Raw genomic sequence first — 18444 nt, 5'->3', positions numbered from 1 at the left:
GCTTGCCCCTTGCCTTGCCGCCCGTCCTTTGCCATGTCACCGGACACACAATAAGCAGTCAGGACAGACGATGACCCGCAGCATTTCCACCCTCGGCGACGTGACCGACGCTTACGACGTCATTCTCTGCGATGTCTGGGGCGTGCTGCACAACGGTATCGACGCCTTTCCGCTGGCAGGCGAAGCCCTGACGGCGGCCCGCGAAAAGGGCCTGACGGTGGTGCTGATCACCAATTCGCCCAGGCCCGCCATCGGCGTCATTCCGCAGCTGCGCGCCATCGGCGTGCCCGACACGGCCTATGATCGCATCGTCACCTCGGGCGACGTTACCCGCACGCTGATCGCCGCCGGACCGAAGAAGGTCTTCCTGCTCGGCCCGGAACGGGATCTGCCGCTTTTTGATGGCCTCGATGTCGAGGTCGTCTCGAAGGAAGAGGCCGATTGCGTCGTCTGCACCGGCTTCTTCGACGATGAGGTCGAGCAGCCGGAAGACTACCGCGACTTGCTGACCGGTTTCGTCGCCCGTAAGGTGCCGCTGATCTGCGCCAATCCGGATCTCGTGGTCGAGCGCGGCCACCGCATCATTCCTTGCGCCGGCGCGGTTGCGGCCTTCTACACGGCGCTCGGCGGCGAGACCCGCATCGCCGGCAAGCCGCACAAGCCGATCTATGAGGCGACGCTGTCCGCCGCCCGCGAAGCGCGGGGTGAGTTCGACAAGGCTCGCGTGCTGGCCATCGGCGACGGCATGCCGACCGACGTCAGGGGCGCTGTCGATGCCGGCCTCGACCTTCTCTACATCTCCGGCGGCATTCACGCGGCCGATTACGCGACGAACGGCGTGACCGATGAGGCTCGTCTCACCAACTTCCTCGAACGGGAAAAGGTCGCGCCGCAATACTGGATGCACAGGTTGGCATGAGGCGCATGCTCGGATGACCGTCTTTCACCGCAACGAAAAGAAGGAAGTGCTGCCCGCCGCCCTGCGTGGCGGTGTCGTGGCCATCGGCAATTTCGACGGCGTGCATCGCGGCCATCAGGCGGTGCTGAACCGCGCGCTGGAGCGAGCCGAGACCCTCGGGGTACCCGCGCTTGTCCTGACCTTCGAGCCGCATCCCCGCACCGTCTTCAATCCGGACAAACCGGTTTTCCGCCTGACCCCGCCGTCCTTGCGTGCCCGCATTCTGGAGGCCATGGGCTTTCATTCCGTCATCGAATACCCCTTCGACCGGGAATTCTCGCAGCGTTCGGCGGAAGACTTCGTCGTCACGATCCTGCGCGACTGGCTGGGCGCCAAGGAAGTGGTGACCGGATTCGATTTTCATTTCGGCAAGGGCCGGGAAGGTGGCCCGGCTTTCCTGATGGAGGCTGGCAACCGCCATGGCTTTGGCGTCAGCCTGATCGACGCTTTCCGCGACGAGGGCGCTGCCGTCATCTCGTCGAGCCGCATTCGCGGCCTGATCGCCGAGGGTGAGGTTGCCGAGGCCGCCGGCCTGCTCGGTTATCGCTATACGGTCGAGGCCGAGGTGATGAAGGGCCAGCAGCTCGGACGCACGCTGGGCTTTCCCACCGCCAACATGCATCTGCCGCCGGAGGCAACGCTCAGGCCCGGCATCTATGCCGTTCGCTTCCGCCGACCAGACGGCATCATTCGCGATGGCGTCGCAAGCTTCGGTTACCGCCCGACCGTCACCAACAATGGCGACCCCTGGCTCGAAACCTTCATCTTCGATTTCTCCGGCGATCTCTACGGCGAGATCTGTTCCGTCTCGCTCTTCGGCTTCCTGCGCGACGAATGGAAATTCGATGGCCTTGATCCGCTGGTCGCCCAGATCCGCAAGGATGTGGAAGAGGCGAGGGCGCTTCTGGCGGGCGTCAAGCCGATTGGCGAACTGGATGCCGCCATCGCCTTCTGACGGCTGAAACCGCAGATTTGCATTGCCGCGCACCCCCGGCTCACATATTGGTATCGCTATGTAAACTGGTTCCCGGTCCTTCGCGCGGGAAACCCGGAGGGCGCCTTGACCGAATTCACCCCCCTGATGTCTTTTGCCGGTGGCCTGCTGATCGGCCTTTCCGCACTTCTGCTGATGCTCACCTGGGGCCGGATTGCCGGAATGACCGCGATCATCGGCGGCATCCTGCCGCCGCTCGGCGCCGACGGGTCGTGGAAGGCAGCCTTTCTCGCCGGCGCGATCCTTGCGCCCTTGGCCCTCTCTTTGAGCGGCTATCAGGTGGAATATTCCGTGCCCGTATCGACCTCGGCGCTGATCGTCGGCGGCCTCATTGCCGGCATCGGCGTCACCTTCGGCTCCGGCTGCACATCCGGCCATGGGATCTGCGGCATGGCGCGCCTCTCGCGTCGTTCGATCGCAGCCACGGCGACCTTCATGGCCTTCGCCGTGTTGACCGTCTTCGTCATCCGCCACGTCTTCGGAGCTGCGATCTGATGCGCTTCCTCGTCGTTTTCCTGATCGGCGCCCTGTTCGGAACCGGCATCGTGCTTTCGGGCATGGCGAACCCCGCCAAGGTGCTCAACTTCTTCGATCTCGCCGGCAGCTTCGATCCCAGCCTCGCCTTTGTCATGGCGGGCGCACTGTCGGTTGCCGCACCCGGCTATGCGCTGCTTTTCCGGATGCGGCAGAAGCCGGTTTTCGACCAGTCCTTCCGCCTGCCGAAAGCGAGCGCCATCGATACCAAACTCATCGGCGGCTCGGCGGTCTTCGGAATCGGCTGGGGCATTGCCGGCTTTTGCCCCGGCGCATCGATCCCGGCCCTTGGTCTGGGACATGCCTCAGCGGCCATCTTCGTCGGGGCTCTGCTCGTCGGCATCCTGATTGCCCGCAGGCTGGCCCGGGTTGATGTCTTCGCGGATCCCACCCGAAGCATGTGATCGGAATTGCGGCGGGTCAGGAGGTCCTGCCGGTTTACCCCGGTTTAACCTTCCGGCCCTTAATTGCCCGGACTTTTCCGCGAATTAATCTTATTTACCGGAATATCGTGATTTAAAGGCAGCAACGTTCCCTGAGGCTTGGCTGAACCGATGCTGGACCTGCTGACGGTCATTTCCTACAACGCGGTGATCAATTTCGCCGTGCTGGTCGTCGCAACGATCGCCTGGGTGCGAAACCCGCACCAGAAGGAAATCGTCTTCTGGGCGCTCGCCTCCTGGTTCATGGTCATCGGCGCCATCGGCACCAGCCTCACCGAATATGTTCCCTACAACATCATGGGATATATCGGCGGGCTCATCTACGTGGCGCGCACCAGTCTCACGCGGCTCGGCTTCAAGGAATTCTACGGCCAGCCCTATCGGCTGCGGCACGGCTTTCACGTTGCAGTGCTCACATGCATGGGCATGGTTCTTGCCGGCCTTCTCGAAGATCCGACCCCGGTGCGCATTTCGCTCGTCTACCTTGGCTCTGCCGTCAATCTGGCGCTCGGCACCCTCGATCTCTGGCGGGCGAAGCCGGGCGAACGACTGCCCTCGGCGCGGTTGGCGGCCGTGGTCTATGGGGCTTATGCGCTTTCCACGCTGTTGATCACGCCGCTTCCCGTCCTCTATCCCGTCCATTTCGAAGGGCGCATCCCGGTCTCCGACTGGATGACCTATACCAGCATGCTGCTGCTGATCTTCAACCTCCTCTCCTTCCTGATGGCCATGGTGCTGAAGCTCGAACGCGGCGGCGAGATCCAGCGCCAGCTGGCCGAGCGGGACAACCTGACCGGTCTGGCGAACCGCCGCATGTTCCTGCATCAGGCTGCCAAGCTCGCGGAACGGCAGGGCACAGCCATCGCCGTGCTCGATCTCGATCATTTCAAGCGCGTCAACGATACCTATGGCCACAAGGGCGGGGATGACGCCCTGCAGCAGTTCGCCGAGAGGACGAGCGCGCTTCTGCCTCCGGATGCGATCTTCGGCCGGCTGGGCGGGGAAGAGTTCGGGATTTGCCTGCCGAACCGGGACAGCGCCACGGCACTCGCGACCATCGAGGCGGCGCGCCTGGCGATCACCTCCGAGGATATCCGCTCGGGCGACAACCGTTTTCGCCTGTCCTTCTCCTGCGGCATGGTCGTCACGGATGGAACGGCACGCAGCCTCGATGCCTGGATGGCTGAGGCCGATATCGGCCTCTACGAGGCCAAGAACCAGGGGCGTAACCGCGTCGTGTTCCAGCACGCCGCGCTCTCGGACGCCAATCCCGAGACGGTCCCAGGTCCGAAAACCGGCTCAGCCGAGAGCCACAGGCCAGTCCTTCTGTCGGCCTGATGCTTGCGTTGCAGTCAAGCGCTTCCGCTTGACGCCTACGTCTCGATGGCGCCTAGTGCGCCCAGCAAATCACTGAAAGAGACCGAAAGGCACCCCATGGCCACGACGCCACGCAGACCCGTGAACCCGAAGGATGCCGCCGAGGCGCTGTTCAAGCCGGCGCCGAAGCCCGTGGCCCCCGCCGTCGAACGCCGCGCGCCGCCCGAGGTTCGCGAGATGGTGTCGATCAAGCTCGACAGCGCAGTCCTCGAACACTTCCAGAAGGACGGCCCCGGCTGGCAGGACCGCATCAACGATGCCCTGCGCAAGGTGGTCGAGGCTGAAGGCGGCGAGTAAAAGGGGGTATGCGACAGCCCATCTTGCCCCTTCCTTTTGGCGCGAAAAACCCCTAAAGAACGCGGCCATGACGTATCTTTCGGCGGCCCGGATCATTCGAATTATTGGCCCGGCCCTCCCGGCGGCTTGAAGAGCCGCGGGAAGGTCCGGGTTTTTGGCGTTGGGTTTCAAGCCCCGCGCCCGCTTGCCGCCACTCCTTGACATAATTTTGCGACCGCTTGAGGTCGCCCCATTCGATGGCTGATCCATGACCGATACCCCTGAGAAGATCGACTACTCCAAGACCCTCTATCTGCCCGAGACCGAATTCCCGATGCGCGCCGGCCTTCCCCAGAAGGAGCCGGAAATGGCGGCGAAGTGGAAACAGATGGGTCTCTACAAGCGCCTGCGCGCCTCCGCCGCCGGACGCGAAAAATTCGTCCTGCATGACGGCCCGCCCTATGCCAACGGCAACATCCATATCGGCCATGCGCTGAACAAGGTGCTGAAGGACGTCATCACCCGCTCCTTCCAGATGCGCGGCTTCGATTCCAACTACGTGTCCGGCTGGGACTGCCACGGCCTGCCGATCGAGTGGAAGATCGAAGAAAAGTACCGCGAGAAGGGCAAGGACAAGAACGAGGTCCCGGTCAACGAATTCCGTCGGGAATGCCGTGAGTTCGCGCAAGGCTGGATCAACATCCAGGCTGAAGAATTCCGCCGCCTCGGCATCGAGGGCGACTTCGACAATCCTTACACCACCATGGCCTTCCATTCGGAAGCCCGCATCGCCGGCGAACTCCTGAAGATCGCCATGTCCGGCCAGCTCTATCGCGGCTCCAAGCCGATCATGTGGTCGGTCGTCGAGCGCACGGCGCTGGCTGAGGCTGAGGTGGAATATGCCGAGGTCGAGAGCGACACGATCTGGGTGAAGTTCCCGGTGGTCGCGTTTGACACGAAGGCTTACGCCGACCACGTGGTCAAAATTGCAGCGATCTTGAAGTCCCAAGGTGAAGCCTCTGAACCAGCCGATGTGATGGCTGACTTCGAGGACGTGCTAACCGCTTCCGTCGTCATCTGGACCACCACGCCCTGGACCATCCCGGGCAACCGTGCGATCTCCTACTCGTCCAAGATCGAATACGGCCTCTACGAGATCACCGAAGCCACGAACGATTTCGGCCCGCAGCCGGGCGAGAAGCTGATCTTTGCCAAGCGCCTCGCCGAAGATGCAGCAAACAAGGCCAAGGTGACCCTCAAGCTCGTCCGCGACGTGACCGCTGCCGAACTCAGCGCGATCACCTGCGCCCATCCGCTTAAGGACCTCGGCTACACATTCGCCGTTCCCATGCTCGATGGCGACCACGTCACCGATGACGCCGGTACCGGTTTCGTCCACACCGCCCCGTCGCATGGTCGCGAAGACTTTGAAGCCTGGATGGCGAATGTCCGCCAGCTCGAAGCCCGTGGCATCGATGTGAAAATCCCGTTCCCGGTCGATGACGCCGGCTTCTACACGGAAGACGCCCCCGGTTTCGGCCCCTCGGCCGAAGGTGGCGCCGCCCGCGTGCTCGACGACAACGGCAAGAAGGGCGACGCCAACAAGCGCGTCATGGATGCGCTGATCGCGGCCAACAACCTCTTCGCCCGTGGCCGCATCAAGCACGAATACCCGCATTCCTGGCGCTCCAAGAAGCCGGTCATCTTCCGCAACACGCCGCAGTGGTTCGTCTATATGGACAAGGACCTCGCCGACGGCACGACGCTGCGCACCCGCGCCTTGTCCGCGATCGACCAGACCCGCTTCGTTCCCGCCGGCGGCCAGAACCGCCTGCGCGCCATGATCGAGCAGCGCCCGGACTGGGTTCTCTCCCGTCAGCGCGCCTGGGGCGTTCCGATCTGCGTCTTCGCCGATGCTGAAGGCAATGTGCTGCAGGATGAGGCGGTCAACGCCCGCATCCTGGAAGCCTTCGAAGTCGAAGGCGCCGATGCCTGGTTTGCCGAAGGCGCCAAGGAACGCTTCCTGGCCGGCGAGCACGACGGCGACAAGTGGCAGATGGTCACCGACATCCTCGATGTCTGGTTTGACTCGGGCTCCACCCACACCTTCACGCTCGAAGACCGCCCCGACCTGAAATGGCCAGCCGATGTCTATCTCGAAGGCTCCGACCAGCATCGCGGCTGGTTCCATTCGTCGCTGCTCGAAAGCTGCGCCACGCGTGGCCGCGCGCCTTACAATGCTGTCGTCACCCACGGGTTTACGATGGCGGAAGACGGCCGCAAGATGTCGAAATCGCTCGGCAACACGGTGACGCCGCAGGATGTCATGAAGGAATCCGGCGCCGATATCCTGCGCCTCTGGGTCATGAACACCGACTACTGGGAAGACCAGCGCCTCGGCAAGACGATCATCCAGACGAATATCGACAGTTATCGCAAGATCCGCAACACGGTTCGTTGGATGCTCGGCACGCTCGCCCATGACCATGGCGACGAGATCGCCTATGCCGATCTGCCGGAACTCGAAAAGTTGATGCTGCATCGCTTGTCCGAACTCGACCAGATCGTGCGCAAGGGTTACGACGAGTTCGACTTCAAGCGCATCGTCCGTGCACTCAGCGATTTCGCCAATGTCGAACTCTCGGCCTTCTATTTCGACATCCGCAAGGACACGCTCTATTGCGACGCCCCGTCGAGCCTGAAGCGCCGCTCGGCCCTCTTCGTCATCCGCAAGCTCTTCGACTGCCTCGTCCTGTGGTTTGCCCCGATGATGCCGTTCACCACGGAAGAGGCCTGGCTCTCGCGCGATCCGAACGCCGAGTCCGTCCACCTCGAACAGTTCCCGGCGGTCCCGGCCGACTGGTCGAACGAGGCGGTCGCCGAGAAGTGGAAGGGCGTTCGCGCGGTCCGTCGTGCCGTCACCGGCGCCTTGGAAATCGAGCGCAAGGAAAAGCGCATCGGCTCCTCGCTGGAAGCGGCCCCGGTCGTGCATGTCGGCGATGCCGAGCTTCTGAAGGCGCTCGACGGTCTCGACTTCGCCGAGATCTGCATCACCTCGGATATCCAGGTGGTCGCAGGTGAAGGCCCGGCCGAAGCCTTCCGTCTTGACGACGGCACCAAGGTCGCCGTCGAGCCGAAGCTTGCCGAGGGAACGAAGTGCGCCCGCTCCTGGAAGATCACCAGGGACGTCGGCTCCGACCCCGACTATCCCGATGTTTCGGCCCGCGACGCCCAGGCGTTGCGTGAGCTTGCGGCACTCGGATAAGGAAAATGAACCGGATGATTTGCGCTTTCGTGGGTCATCCGGTAAAACTGCCTGAAATTGGCCGAATTCTCCCGGCAGCGGTGGGAAAGAATTATTCGGCAGCACAGATGAACTGCGGCGAGGCTGGTAGGCATTCATGAAATCGGCATATCTGTTCAGAGTTGGCCTCGGTCTGGCTGGTCTTTTTGGCGTGACGGCAGGTCTTTCCGGTTGCGTCGGCAGCCCGACCTACGGCACGGACAAGACGGCGATGGAACAGTTGGTGGACGACGTCGGCTCCGCCGTGTCCGTCGCCCCGCGTGAACCGGCCAACAAGGGCACAAAATACAATCCGCGGCCGTCTCTGGTCCTGCCCCCGCCGGGTGCGACGGCCTCGCTGGTCGCGCCGCAGCAGTCGGTCGCCAGCCGCGAAAACAATCCGAACTGGGTCGAATCCCCGGAAGAGGCGCGTGAACGCCTGGTCGCCGAAGCCGACGCCAATGCCGACAATCCGCGGTACCGCTCGCCGTTGCTCGCCGGTTACGGCACCTCGGGCACCATGACCGAGACACAGAAGTGGCAAGCCTTCCGCGATGCCCGCAAGCTGCAGAAGGGCGCTTATCTCGACCAGCGCCGCCTGTTGTCCGACCCGCCGTCGCAATATCGTCAGGCTGAGGAAGCGACGCTCACCGATCTCGGCGAACCGGAAGTCAAGAAGGAAAAGCGCCGCAAGAAGATGGCCAAGGCCGCCCAGCAAAACAGCTCGTGGTGGACGCCCTTCCAATAAGCGGCGCTTTCAATGCAATCGATCGGGGCAGGGCGCAAACGCCCTGCCTTTTTCTTTGAGGTTTCTTGATGCCCTTCACCATTCGCCCCGCAACATCAGATGATGCCGCCACCATCCTCGGTTTCATCACCGAGCTTGCCGTTTTTGAAAAGGCAGGTCACGAGGTGGAGGCGACGGAGGAGACGATCCGCGCCTCGATCTTCGGCGAAGGCTCCGTGACCCACGCGGTGATCCTTGAGTCCGATGCCAAGCCGGCCGGCTTTGCCGTCTGGTTCTACAACTATTCCACCTGGCAGGCGAAGAACGGTCTCTACCTCGAAGACCTCTATGTCTCGCCCGACCATCGTGGCTCCGGCGCTGGCAAACTGCTCCTGAAGCATCTCGCTCAAGTCGCCGTCGAGAAGGGCTGCGGTCGTTTCGAATGGAGCGTGCTCGATTGGAACGAGCCTGCCATTCGTGTCTACGACTCAATCGGCGCCGAACCCCAGACCGAATGGATCCGCTATCGCATGAGCGGTGAGGCTCTTGCAGACTTTGCCCGCGCCGAATAGTCTCGTTCGAGACTAACGTTACGTTAACCCGCGCAAACTAGGGCTGCTGGCATGGCCAGGATCAGCAGTGCAACCATCCGGAAATCGGCGATAGCCACGGCGCTCTCCGTTCTGGCGTCGGTGTCGATCGTGCTGTTGCTGGTGCCGATGCTCGGGGGCACGCCGGATGGTCCGGGCTTCTGGATGAGCCTGCTGTGCCCGCTGCTCATCGCGGCCCCCGCCAGCGCCTGGCAGTTCCATCAGAAGGAATGTGTGGTGCGGGCGCGCGACGAACTCACCGCCGCCCACCGGGCGCTTGATCGCGCCCATCGCGAACTGCACGATTTGCACCAGGTCCTGAGCATTCGCGCCCGCACCGACAGCCTGACCGGCGGGCTCAATCGCGAGGCCGTCTTCGCGGCGCTTGAAGAAGCCTGCGGGACCCCGGGCACACGGCTTGCTCTTCTTGTCCTCGACGCCGACCACTTCAAGCAGATCAATGACACCTTCGGTCATGATGCAGGCGACGAAGCCTTGCGCGGGCTTGCGCAGGCGCTGCGCGAAAGCATTGGTCCGGACGATGTCTGCGGACGCATCGGTGGCGAGGAGTTCGCGGTTCTCATGCGGGACGCAAGTCAGAATGCCGCCCTTGCCATTGCCGAGCGTATTCGCAATGCCGTTTCAGGCGTCAACATTGTCCACGATGGACGGCGTGTGCCCCTGAGCGTCAGCATCGGTTTCGCCGTCGCGGAAACCCCGTGCGTCGTCGCCGATCTCTATCGCAGCGCCGATGCCGGGCTCTACCGAGCCAAAAATGCCGGGCGCAATCGCGTCGCGTTCACGTCGGTGGCAGGAAGCGGCTGAGCCAGGCCGCCCAACCGGCTGAAAGCTCACTCGTCCGTCTCGACAGCTCTTGCGAGCAGTGCCAGATAGAAGGCCTCGATGCCTGGGCCGATGATCGAAATCCAGATCAGGGCCATATCCCGATCGCCCGGATTGTCGCGCGAGAGATAGGCGACGAGACCCATGACGAACGCCATGACAACAGGTATGCCCGAAACCGCCACCAGCCGGGGCGCCTGTCGGTTGACCGTACCGTCTGCCAACCATTGCAAGGGCAGATAGGCGCGCTCAGGCGCGATGTTGCGATGGCCCCAGGCCGCAATCAGCCCCATGGCGATCAGCGACAGGAGCGGAGCAATCAGGATCATGTCTCTCTCTTCGTCTGGAAAAAGCCCTTGAGCATCTCGGCCGCCTCTGTCTCCCGGATGCCGGAATAAACCTCGGGCGCATGGTGGCAGGTCGGCTGGGCATAAAAGCGCACGCCGCTTTCCACTGCGCCGCCTTTTGTGTCCTGCGCTGCATAATAAAGCCGGCGGATGCGGGCAAAGGAAATGGCCGCCGCGCACATCGTGCAGGGCTCGAGCGTCACATAGAGATCGGCCTCGATCAGCCGCTCGTCGCCGACAGCCTGTGCCGCGCGTCGGATGGCCAGAATTTCCGCGTGCGCCGTCACGTCGTTCAACGCCCGCGTCTCGTTGCCGGCCCGCCCGATAATCTCGCCGTCGCGCACAACGACCGCGCCGATCGGCACTTCGCCGCGTTCGCCGGCGGCAAGTGCCTCCGCAAAGGCGGCATCCATGAAGCCGTTTGTCTGCGCCATGCCTGAACTTTCTGCTTAACCCGGGCCGCATGACCTGATACGACAGCCCAAACCACAGGCAAACAACAAATGACATTCAAAGACAAGTCCAAGCGTCCGGCGGGCAAGCCCGGTGAGCGCGGCGGCAAACCGCTCACCCGCAAGCCGGCCGCGAAATCCGAAACCAAGCCCGCCCGTGCCGCCCGCCCTGAGGCGCCGGCCGGTGACGACACGATGAAGCCAGAGCGCATTTCCAAGCTGCTGGCGCGCGCCGGCGTCGCTTCGCGCCGTGACATCGAGCGCATGATCATGGAAGGCCGCGTGGCCGTGAACGGCACCGTGCTCGACAGCCCGGTCCTGAACGCCACGCTCGCCGACAAGATCGAGGTTGACGGCCAGCCGATCCGTGGCATCGAGCGCACGCGTCTGTGGCTCTACCACAAGCCGGCCGGCCTGGTGACGACCAATTCCGATCCGGAAGGCCGTCCGACGGTCTTCGAGAACCTGCCGGAAGACCTGCCGCGCGTCATGTCCATCGGCCGTCTCGACATCAACACCGAAGGCCTGCTGCTGCTCACCAATGACGGTGGTCTCGCCCGCGTTCTGGAACTGCCGACCACCGGCTGGCTGCGTCGCTACCGCGTGCGCGCCTATGGCGAGGTCGACCAGCCGGCGCTCGATGCGCTGAAGGAAGGCATCGCCGTCGACGGCGTGCTCTACGGTGCGATCGATGCGACGCTCGACCGCAAGCAGGGCCACAATGTCTGGATCACCATGGGGCTTCGCGAAGGCAAGAACCGCGAGATCAAGAACGTGCTTGGCGCGCTCGGCCTCGAGGTCAACCGCCTGATCCGTGTCTCCTATGGCCCGTTCCAGCTCGGCGACCTGCCGGAAGGCCAGGTCCAGGAAGTTCGCGGCCGCATGCTGCGCGACCAGCTTGGTCCCCGTCTGATCGAAGAAGCCAAGGCCAATTTCGACGCGCCGGTCTACAGCCATGGTGGCGCCGAGGTCGAGGACGACGAAGACGCAACGCCGAAGAAGCCGGCTCGCCCCGCAAAGGCCGAATGGGCCCGCGACGAGCGCTCCACGGGCGGCAAGCGCCCGGACAAGCTCGACAAGAACGATCGCCGCGATCGTGCGCTGGAACGTCTCGACACCAGCCGCAGCGACAGCGGCAAGAAGTTCGGGGACAAGAAATTCGGCGACAAGAAGTTTGGCGACAAGAAATTCGCCGACAACAAGTTCGACGACAAGCCGAAGCGCGCGCCGGCGGCCACCAAGAACCGCACCGCCAATGTCTGGATGGCGCCGGGTGCCCGTCCGCTCGGCGAAAAGGCGGCCGCTGCTGCCGCCCGCCGCAAGCCCGACAACCGGCCGGAGCGCCCGGTCGATCGCTTCGACGATCGCGAAGGACCGCGCGTCATCGTCAGCCGCGCGCATGACGACGAGGGCGAATGGATCCGCGCCGACGGCCCGGACAAGAAGCCCGGCGGTCGCGATGGTGGCCGTGGCGAAAAGCGCGGTGGTTTCGGCGACCGTCCCCCCCGTCGCGACGGTGACGACCGCGCACCGCGTCGTGAAGGTGCAGACCGTGGTCCGCGCCGCGAAGCTGGCGACCGTGGCCCGCGTCGTGACAATGCAGACCGTCCGCCGCGTCGCGAAGGCGAAGACCGGGCTCCCCGCCGTGATTTCGGCGATCGCCCCCGCTCCGATCGCTCCGGCGAAGAGCGCCCGCGCGGCGAACGTCCGTTCGGCGACAAGCCGCGTGGTGCAAAGCCCTTCGGTGACAAGCCTCGCGGCCCCAAGGCCTTCGGCGACAAGCCGGCCGGCCGGGCCTATGGCGACAAACCCGCCGGAAAGCCTTTTGGTGACAAGCCGGCTGGCAAGTCCTTTGGTAAGCCCGGCGGCAAGCCGGCTGGCAAGAGCTTCGGTGGCAAGCCGGGCGGTCGCCCGTCAGGCGGCCCGCGCTCCGGTGGTCCCGGCGGCTTCGGCGGCAAGCCCGGCGGTGGCGGTCGCGGCGCGCCGAAGGGCAAGAGGTAAGGCCTCATGCGCATCGTTGGCGGAGAGTTTCGCGGCCGTAACCTGGCCACGCCCAAATCCAATGACATCCGGCCGACTGTCGACCGGACGCGCGAAAGCCTTTTCAACATCCTTGCCCATGCCCATCCGGGCTTGCTCGATGGCACGCGCATCCTCGATCTTTTCGCCGGCACCGGTGCCGTCGGGATCGAGGCTTTGTCGCGCGGCTGCAAATCGGCGCTGTTCGTCGAAAACAGCGTCGAGGGTCGCGGGCTTCTGTGGGAAAACATCGAGGCCCTCGGCCTGCATGGCCGTGCCCGCATCCTGAGACGCGACGCGACCGATCTCGGTCCCTCGAACAATATCGAGCCCTTCGAAATCGTCTTTGCCGATCCGCCGTATGGCAAGGGCCTCGGCGAAAAGGCGCTTCTCGCGGCCCATCAGGGTGGCTGGCTGGCCCCAGGCGCGCTTGCGATCCTGGAGGAACGGGCCGATGTCCAGGTCGCGGTCGATCCGGTTTTCAACTTCATCGAACAGCGCACCTTCGGTGACACGAAAATGTACTTCTTTTCCTATAGGCCGGACTGACACTCTCTGCACAGCAGGCCCGTCGCATGGACCAGATCGCCGAAACGCCTATTCCCTCCACTGGCCGCAAGGCGGTCCCGACCATCGGTCTGGCGCTCGGCGCCGGGGGTGCACGGGGTTTCTCCCATATCGCGGTGCTCGACGTCTTCGATGAACTGGGCATCCGCCCCGCCTTGATCGCGGGCTCCTCCATGGGCGCGATCATCGGGGCGGGTTATGCGGCCGGCATGAGCGGCCGTGATATCCGCGAATACGTGCTCGACCTCGCCGACAACAGGGCCCGCGTGCTGAACATGTTCTGGGGGCTGCGGCCCGCGAGCATCCGCGCGCTCGGCGGCTTTCGCATCGGCCAGTTCAATCTGCGACGCATCCTGCGCACCTTTCTGCCGCCGCAGATCCCCGAAACCTTCGATGCGCTCGGCCTGCCGCTCAAGGTGGTTGCCACGGATTATTACGGACAGTGTGAACTGGTCTGCTCCGAGGGGGATCTTTATGAAGCGCTGGCGGCATCCGCCGCGATACCCGCCCTGTTTGCCCCTGTCGTCATCAATGGCCGCCTGATGATCGACGGCGGCATCTTCAATCCCGTTCCTTACGACCATCTCGCCGGTGAGACCGATCTGATGGTCGCCATCGATGTCATCGGCGCGCCGGAAGGTGACGGCGCGCACATTCCCAACCGGATCGACAGCCTCTTCGGCGCCTCGCAATTGATGATGCAGTCGCATGTCGCGCTGAAGATGAAGCTCTGCCAGCCGGACATCTATTTGCGGCCCGACGTGAACGGTTTTCGCGTGCTCGACTTCTTCAAGGCGCGCCAGATCCTTGAAGCCGCAGACAGGCTGAAGGAACCGCTGAAGCGGGATCTGTCGGAGCGGATCGAGGATTTCATCCGCCGCTGACGCGTTACTCCGCGGCTACGGTGTCTTCGGCCTCGACGCTCTGCACGGGCCGCTTCGGCTTGACCAGCGGTTCCGGCTTGACCGGCCGCTGATGCATGAGTTCGCGCCCGGCCTGGATGCCTTCTTGCGCCTGCAGTTTCAGCCGCTCCTCGTCGCGACGGCGGATGTCCTCGCCGATCTCATAGGCTTCATCCTCGGAGACGCCGAGCCCTTCCAGGGTCCGGCGACCGAACAACAGACCCGATTCCAGCGTTTCGCGCACTTCGTATTCAACGTCGCGGCTACGCAATTCGATGCTGTGCACGCGGTCATAGGAGCGGGCATAGATCCGCATTTCAGGGCATTCCGACTGGATCAGCTCGACGATCTTCGAAGTGGTTTCCTTCTTGTGCGTGCAGATCGCCACGATCTTCGCCTTCTCGATCCCGGCCGCCCTCAAGACATCAAGCCGCGTGCCGTCACCGAAATATATGCGGAAGCCGAAGGCTGCGGCCTGGCGCACGCGGTCAGCGCTGTCGTCGATGATCGTGACATCGCGACCGCTGGCGAGCAGGATCTGCGCCGCGATCTGGCCGAAACGCGAAAACCCGATCATCAGAACGTCCGAACCCGCGCCCTCGAAATCCTCTTCCAGCTCCTCGCGCTCGCTCGTTTCGCGCGCCAGAAGCCGCTGCCCGATCAGCGCCGAAAGCGGGGTCAGCGCCATGGACAGCGTGACGATGGAAATCAGCAGCGAGCCTTGAGCATTGCTGAGCACGCCTCCGGCGGCAGCCGTGGTGAAAAGCACGAAGCCGAACTCGCCGCCCTGAGGTAGCAGAAGGCCGATCCTCAGCGCATCGCGATGCGGCGATCCGGCAACCCGGCAGATCCCGTAGAGCGTGATCGCCTTGGCGATCATCAGCACGGGAACCGCGACGAGAATGAGCAGCATGTTGTCGACGATGACCTGCAGTTCCATCGACAGCCCGACGGCGATGAAAAACAAGGCGAGCAGCAAACCGCGGAACGGCTCGATATCGGCTTCCAGCTCGTGTCGATAGGAGGATTCAGCCAGCATCACGCCAGCGAGGAAGGCGCCCATGGCCATCGACAGGCCGGCGAGCTGCATGACGAAGGCAGAGCCGAGCACCACGAAAAGGGCGGCTGCGATCATGACCTCGCGCGCACCCGTCCGGGCGATCACCTGGAACAGCGGCGTCAGCAGGTAGCGCCCCGCCATGATCATGGCGATCACGGCACCGATTGCGACGGCGATCTCGATCAGCGGCGATTGCTGCGCCTCGCCGCCTGGACCGCCGAGAACGCTGACCATGGCCAGAAGCGGCACGATGGCGAGGTCCTGGAACAGCAGGATCGAGAAGGAGCGCTGCCCGTAACGGCTGTTCATGTCGCCATAGTCTTCCAGCAGCTGCAAAGCAAAGGCGGTGGACGACAAGGCGAGGCCGAACCCGGCGACCAGCGCGCCGCGCCAGTCGAGAAGGCCCGATGCAATCACGACCCCGGTCAGCACGAGGCCTGTCAGGACCACCTGCGTGGCGCCGAGGCCGAAAATGTCGCGCCGCATGTGCCAGAGCCGTGTCGGCTTCAGCTCAAGCCCGATAATGAAAAGAAGCAGAACGACGCCAAGTTCCGCAACCGCCAGGATCTCGCCCGAGCCGCCGATCAGATGCAGAACCGGGCCGATGACGACGCCGGCGGCGAGATAACCGAGAACGGTTCCAAGGCCCAGCTTGCGGAAGATCGGGGCGGCAACGACGGCGCCTCCCAGCAGGAGAAGGGGTTGGGCAAACAGGGCTTCGGTGGCGCTGGCCAAGTGTCGATCTCCTCAGGCGTCCATGCAGGGACAAGAATGGGACTGGAACTATGTCGGGCTCGTGAACGGGAAAAGCCCGAACCGCACTTGATGCCCTTTCTAAGGCACAATAAATGGAGCGGGAAGGAAAGGCCAAGCCATGCCCCATGAAATTGATTCCGCCAATCTCCTCGAACGTGCCGAACAACTGGTCCAACTGGCCCTGAAGGCAGGCGCGGAGAAGGCGGATGCTGTTGTCGTCCGCTCGCGCTCCAAGGGCGTCAGCGTCCGTCTCGGCAAGGTCGAGTCGACGGAAGCCTCCGAAAGCGACGATTTTTCGCTGCGAGTCTTCATCGGTCGCCAGGTGGCCAGTGTCTCGGCCAATCCGGGCTTCGACCTGACGGCGCTGGCCGAACGTGCGGTCGCCATGGCCAAAGTCTCGCCGGAAGATCCGTTCGCCGGCCTCGCTGACGAGAGCGATCTCGCCCGTGATATCGCCGATCTGGAACTCTACGATCCGACCGAGGTTTCCAGCGACAGCCTGCGCGAAAGCGCGCTTGCCATGGAAGAGGCCGCACGGTCTGTGCCGGGCGTCAGCAATTCGCTCGGCGCCGGCGCCTCTGCCGGCATGGGCGGCCTGGTCCTGGTCACCTCGCATGGCTTTTCCGGCAGTTATGCCGGCTCGCGTTTCTCCCGCTCCGTCGGCGTCATCGCCGGCGAGGGAACCAAGATGGAGCGCGACCACGATTTCGACAGCCGCCTCTATTTCGCCGAGCTCGACAGCCCGGAAGAAATCGGGCGCCGCGCCGCAGAGCGCGCCATCCGCAGGCTGAACCCGCGCCAAGTCCCGACGGCATCCAATCTCACCGTTGTCTTCGACCCGCGCGTGGCGCGCGGTTTCGTCGGCACGATCGCCGGCACCATCAATGGCGCGTCGGTTGCCCGCAAGACCTCCTTCCTGCGCGACCGCATGGGCCAGCAGGTTCTGAAATCAGGCCTCAACATCACCGACGATCCGTTGAAGGTTCGCGGGTCCTCCTCGCGGCCGTTCGACGGCGAAGGCATTGCCGGCCAGCCCCTGACCATGATCGAGGACGGCGTGTTGAAGCACTGGTTCCTCTCCTCCTCGGTGGCGAGAGAACTCGGCCTCAAGACGAATGGTCGTGGCGTGCGTGGCGGCACCGCCGTCTCGCCATCCTCGACCAATCTCGCGCTCGAACCCGGCAACCTGTCGCCGCAAGACCTGATCCGTGGTGTCGGCACGGGCCTCTACGTCACCGACATGATCGGCCAGGGCGTCGACATGATCACCGGGGAATACAGCCGGGGTGCAAGCGGCTACTGGATCGAGAACGGCGAACTGACCTATCCGGTCTCCGAGATCACCATCGCGTCCAATCTCAAGGACATGTTCATGCGGATCACGGTCGCCGACGACATCGACCGCAAGTTCGGCGTGGCCTCTCCGACACTCGCCATCGAGGGCATGACCCTTGCCGGGCTCTGACGGCAGGGATCAGCCGGTGGACTGGACTGCCGATCTCGCCCTGATCACGCAAGCTGCCCGCGAGGCCGGCAAGGTGGCGCTGTCGCATTTCGGCCAGTCGCCCGAAGTCTGGTGGAAGAACGAAGGCATGTCGCCCGTCAGCGCCGCCGATTACGCCGCCAACCGCGTGCTCGAACAGATGCTGCGCGCGGCCCGGCCCGGCTATGGCTGGCTCTCGGAAGAGACGGACGATGATCCGGACAGGCTCGCCCGAGAAACGCTGTTCGTCGTCGATCCCATCGACGGCACGCGCGCTTTCCTTGCCGGCAAGAAGACCTGGTGCGTCAGCGTCGCCGTGGTGCACAAGGGCGCGCCCGTTGCGGGCGTGCTCGTCGCACCGGCTCTCGAGGAGGAGTTCAGCGCCGTTGCCGGTGGCATCGCGCGGCGCAACGGCGTCGAGATTGCCGTTTCGACGCCGGAGCCGGAGGGCCGACTGAAGATCGCCTCGGCCCAGGATATGGTGGCCGCCATCGACAGGGCTCTTCGCCCGCGCGTCGACCGCGTCGACCACATTCCCTCGCTCGCCTACCGGCTGGCGCTTGTCGCCGATGGCCGGATCGACGGCACATTGGTCAAGCCGAACGCGCACGATTGGGATCTGGCCGCCGCCGATCTCATCCTGTCGCGCGCCGGTGGCGCATTGACCGATCTTGAGGGCAGGGCGCTCGTCTACAATCGCGTCGAGGTCACGCATCCGGTCCTGTGCGCCGCCTCGGGCAGTATTCTTCCGATATTGCTGAAGAATATTACCCAACTTTCCCGGAGTTGACCTTTCCGGCGAAATCGCGCAGATGAATGACCGACAGATGACG

At 63.9% G+C, this 18444-nt stretch carries 18 protein-coding genes; 15 read left to right on the top strand and 3 right to left on the bottom strand.

The window, feature by feature from the left end:
• Nucleotides 1–70 precede the first annotated feature (70 nt).
• The 10 genes from DFO46_RS13865 (at nt 71) to DFO46_RS13820 (ending at nt 10007) form a co-directional block, all read left to right on the top strand.
• Nucleotides 71–919 carry a TIGR01459 family HAD-type hydrolase gene (locus tag DFO46_RS13865; protein WP_120277692.1) on the top strand — a complete coding sequence of 283 codons (849 nt, stop codon included), beginning with the start codon at nt 71–73 and terminating at the stop codon, nt 917–919.
• 13 nt (nt 920–932) lie between these two features.
• Nucleotides 933–1913 (top strand): bifunctional riboflavin kinase/FAD synthetase, encoded by a 981-nt coding sequence (locus DFO46_RS13860; protein ID WP_110789772.1) that lies wholly within the window; start codon nt 933–935, stop codon nt 1911–1913.
• 105 nt (nt 1914–2018) lie between these two features.
• Nucleotides 2019–2447, top strand: a complete 429-nt coding sequence (locus DFO46_RS13855) for a YeeE/YedE family protein (RefSeq protein WP_205908134.1) — start codon at nt 2019–2021, stop codon at nt 2445–2447.
• Nucleotides 2447–2890, top strand: coding sequence for a DUF6691 family protein (locus tag DFO46_RS13850; RefSeq protein WP_120277691.1), 444 nt, complete (start codon nt 2447–2449; stop codon nt 2888–2890). The genes DFO46_RS13855 and DFO46_RS13850 overlap by 1 nt, the downstream gene beginning before the upstream one ends.
• Before the next feature lie 150 nt (nt 2891–3040).
• Nucleotides 3041–4267 (top strand): GGDEF domain-containing protein, encoded by a 1227-nt coding sequence (locus DFO46_RS13845; RefSeq protein WP_120277690.1) that lies wholly within the window; start codon nt 3041–3043, stop codon nt 4265–4267.
• Nucleotides 4268–4363: 96 nt separating this feature from the next.
• Nucleotides 4364–4603, top strand: coding sequence for a BrnA antitoxin family protein (locus tag DFO46_RS13840; protein ID WP_110789769.1), 240 nt, complete (start codon nt 4364–4366; stop codon nt 4601–4603).
• A gap of 247 nt (nt 4604–4850) precedes the next feature.
• The gene (gene ileS, locus DFO46_RS13835; RefSeq protein WP_120277689.1) at nt 4851–7847 is read left to right on the top strand and encodes an isoleucine--tRNA ligase; all 2997 of its coding nucleotides are present in this window, start codon (nt 4851–4853) and stop codon (nt 7845–7847) included.
• A gap of 136 nt (nt 7848–7983) precedes the next feature.
• Nucleotides 7984–8613, top strand: coding sequence for a hypothetical protein (locus DFO46_RS13830; RefSeq protein WP_110789767.1), 630 nt, complete (start codon nt 7984–7986; stop codon nt 8611–8613).
• Nucleotides 8614–8681: 68 nt separating this feature from the next.
• Nucleotides 8682–9164 carry a GNAT family N-acetyltransferase gene (locus DFO46_RS13825; RefSeq protein WP_120277688.1) on the top strand — a complete coding sequence of 161 codons (483 nt, stop codon included), beginning with the start codon at nt 8682–8684 and terminating at the stop codon, nt 9162–9164.
• A 51-nt stretch (nt 9165–9215) separates the two neighbouring features.
• The gene (locus tag DFO46_RS13820) at nt 9216–10007 is read left to right on the top strand and encodes a GGDEF domain-containing protein (RefSeq protein WP_120277687.1); all 792 of its coding nucleotides are present in this window, start codon (nt 9216–9218) and stop codon (nt 10005–10007) included.
• A 26-nt stretch (nt 10008–10033) separates the two neighbouring features.
• Here DFO46_RS13820 and DFO46_RS13815 read toward each other — a convergent pair whose 3' ends face one another.
• Both DFO46_RS13815 and DFO46_RS13810 read right to left on the bottom strand, forming a co-directional pair.
• Nucleotides 10034–10354 carry a hypothetical protein gene (locus tag DFO46_RS13815; protein WP_120277686.1) on the bottom strand — a complete coding sequence of 107 codons (321 nt, stop codon included), beginning with the start codon at nt 10352–10354 and terminating at the stop codon, nt 10034–10036.
• The gene (locus DFO46_RS13810) at nt 10351–10806 is read right to left on the bottom strand and encodes a nucleoside deaminase (protein ID WP_110789763.1); all 456 of its coding nucleotides are present in this window, start codon (nt 10804–10806) and stop codon (nt 10351–10353) included. Before DFO46_RS13810 ends, DFO46_RS13815 begins: the two co-directional genes overlap by 4 nt.
• A gap of 69 nt (nt 10807–10875) precedes the next feature.
• Here DFO46_RS13810 and DFO46_RS13805 point away from each other — a divergent pair, with 69 nt between their 5' ends.
• The 3 genes from DFO46_RS13805 to DFO46_RS13795 are packed head-to-tail and all read left to right on the top strand — an operon-like array spanning nt 10876 to nt 14294.
• Nucleotides 10876–12825 carry a pseudouridine synthase gene (locus tag DFO46_RS13805; RefSeq protein WP_120277685.1) on the top strand — a complete coding sequence of 650 codons (1950 nt, stop codon included), beginning with the start codon at nt 10876–10878 and terminating at the stop codon, nt 12823–12825.
• A gap of 6 nt (nt 12826–12831) precedes the next feature.
• Complete coding sequence (gene rsmD, locus DFO46_RS13800; protein ID WP_110789761.1) at nt 12832–13392, top strand: 16S rRNA (guanine(966)-N(2))-methyltransferase RsmD; 561 nt, start codon at nt 12832–12834, stop codon at nt 13390–13392.
• A 26-nt stretch (nt 13393–13418) separates the two neighbouring features.
• The gene (locus tag DFO46_RS13795) at nt 13419–14294 is read left to right on the top strand and encodes a patatin-like phospholipase family protein (RefSeq protein ID WP_120277684.1); all 876 of its coding nucleotides are present in this window, start codon (nt 13419–13421) and stop codon (nt 14292–14294) included.
• Between the two features lie 4 nt (nt 14295–14298).
• On the opposite strand, the gene DFO46_RS13790 is transcribed toward DFO46_RS13795, so the two are convergent.
• Nucleotides 14299–16107 carry a monovalent cation:proton antiporter-2 (CPA2) family protein gene (locus DFO46_RS13790; RefSeq protein WP_110789759.1) on the bottom strand — a complete coding sequence of 603 codons (1809 nt, stop codon included), beginning with the start codon at nt 16105–16107 and terminating at the stop codon, nt 14299–14301.
• Between the two features lie 139 nt (nt 16108–16246).
• Here DFO46_RS13790 and DFO46_RS13785 point away from each other — a divergent pair, with 139 nt between their 5' ends.
• Complete coding sequence (locus DFO46_RS13785; protein WP_120277683.1) at nt 16247–17593, top strand: TldD/PmbA family protein; 1347 nt, start codon at nt 16247–16249, stop codon at nt 17591–17593.
• Nucleotides 17580–18401: a 3'(2'),5'-bisphosphate nucleotidase CysQ gene (locus tag DFO46_RS13780; RefSeq protein WP_120277682.1), complete on the top strand. Its 822-nt coding sequence runs from the start codon at nt 17580–17582 to the stop codon at nt 18399–18401. Before DFO46_RS13785 ends, DFO46_RS13780 begins: the two co-directional genes overlap by 14 nt.
• Nucleotides 18402–18444 lie beyond the last annotated feature (43 nt).

The sequence above is a fragment of the Rhizobium sp. AG855 genome, from assembly GCF_003610655.1.
Classification (GTDB): domain Bacteria; phylum Pseudomonadota; class Alphaproteobacteria; order Rhizobiales; family Rhizobiaceae; genus Allorhizobium; species Allorhizobium wuzhouense.
Note: the sequence above shows the minus strand (reverse complement) of the source record. Positions and strands in the feature narration are given on the sequence as shown.

Excerpts from the sequence above, each read along its gene's own strand:
- DFO46_RS13830 (WP_110789767.1), top strand. The coding sequence starts at position 7,984 with ATGAAATCGGCATATCTGTTCAGAGTTGGCCTCGGTCTGGCTGGTCTT.
- DFO46_RS13860 (WP_110789772.1), top strand. The coding sequence starts at position 933 with ATGACCGTCTTTCACCGCAACGAAAAGAAGGAAGTGCTGCCCGCCGCC.
- DFO46_RS13840 (WP_110789769.1), top strand. The coding sequence starts at position 4,364 with ATGGCCACGACGCCACGCAGACCCGTGAACCCGAAGGATGCCGCCGAG.
- DFO46_RS13805 (WP_120277685.1), top strand. The coding sequence starts at position 10,876 with ATGACATTCAAAGACAAGTCCAAGCGTCCGGCGGGCAAGCCCGGTGAG.
- DFO46_RS13865 (WP_120277692.1), top strand. The coding sequence starts at position 71 with ATGACCCGCAGCATTTCCACCCTCGGCGACGTGACCGACGCTTACGAC.
- DFO46_RS13825 (WP_120277688.1), top strand. The coding sequence starts at position 8,682 with ATGCCCTTCACCATTCGCCCCGCAACATCAGATGATGCCGCCACCATC.
- DFO46_RS13845 (WP_120277690.1), top strand. The coding sequence starts at position 3,041 with ATGCTGGACCTGCTGACGGTCATTTCCTACAACGCGGTGATCAATTTC.
- DFO46_RS13795 (WP_120277684.1), top strand. The coding sequence starts at position 13,419 with ATGGACCAGATCGCCGAAACGCCTATTCCCTCCACTGGCCGCAAGGCG.
- DFO46_RS13850 (WP_120277691.1), top strand. The coding sequence starts at position 2,447 with ATGCGCTTCCTCGTCGTTTTCCTGATCGGCGCCCTGTTCGGAACCGGC.
- DFO46_RS13815 (WP_120277686.1), bottom strand. The coding sequence starts at position 10,354 with ATGATCCTGATTGCTCCGCTCCTGTCGCTGATCGCCATGGGGCTGATT.
- rsmD (WP_110789761.1), top strand. The coding sequence starts at position 12,832 with ATGCGCATCGTTGGCGGAGAGTTTCGCGGCCGTAACCTGGCCACGCCC.
- DFO46_RS13820 (WP_120277687.1), top strand. The coding sequence starts at position 9,216 with ATGGCCAGGATCAGCAGTGCAACCATCCGGAAATCGGCGATAGCCACG.
- DFO46_RS13810 (WP_110789763.1), bottom strand. The coding sequence starts at position 10,806 with ATGGCGCAGACAAACGGCTTCATGGATGCCGCCTTTGCGGAGGCACTT.
- DFO46_RS13785 (WP_120277683.1), top strand. The coding sequence starts at position 16,247 with ATGCCCCATGAAATTGATTCCGCCAATCTCCTCGAACGTGCCGAACAA.
- ileS (WP_120277689.1), top strand. The coding sequence starts at position 4,851 with ATGACCGATACCCCTGAGAAGATCGACTACTCCAAGACCCTCTATCTG.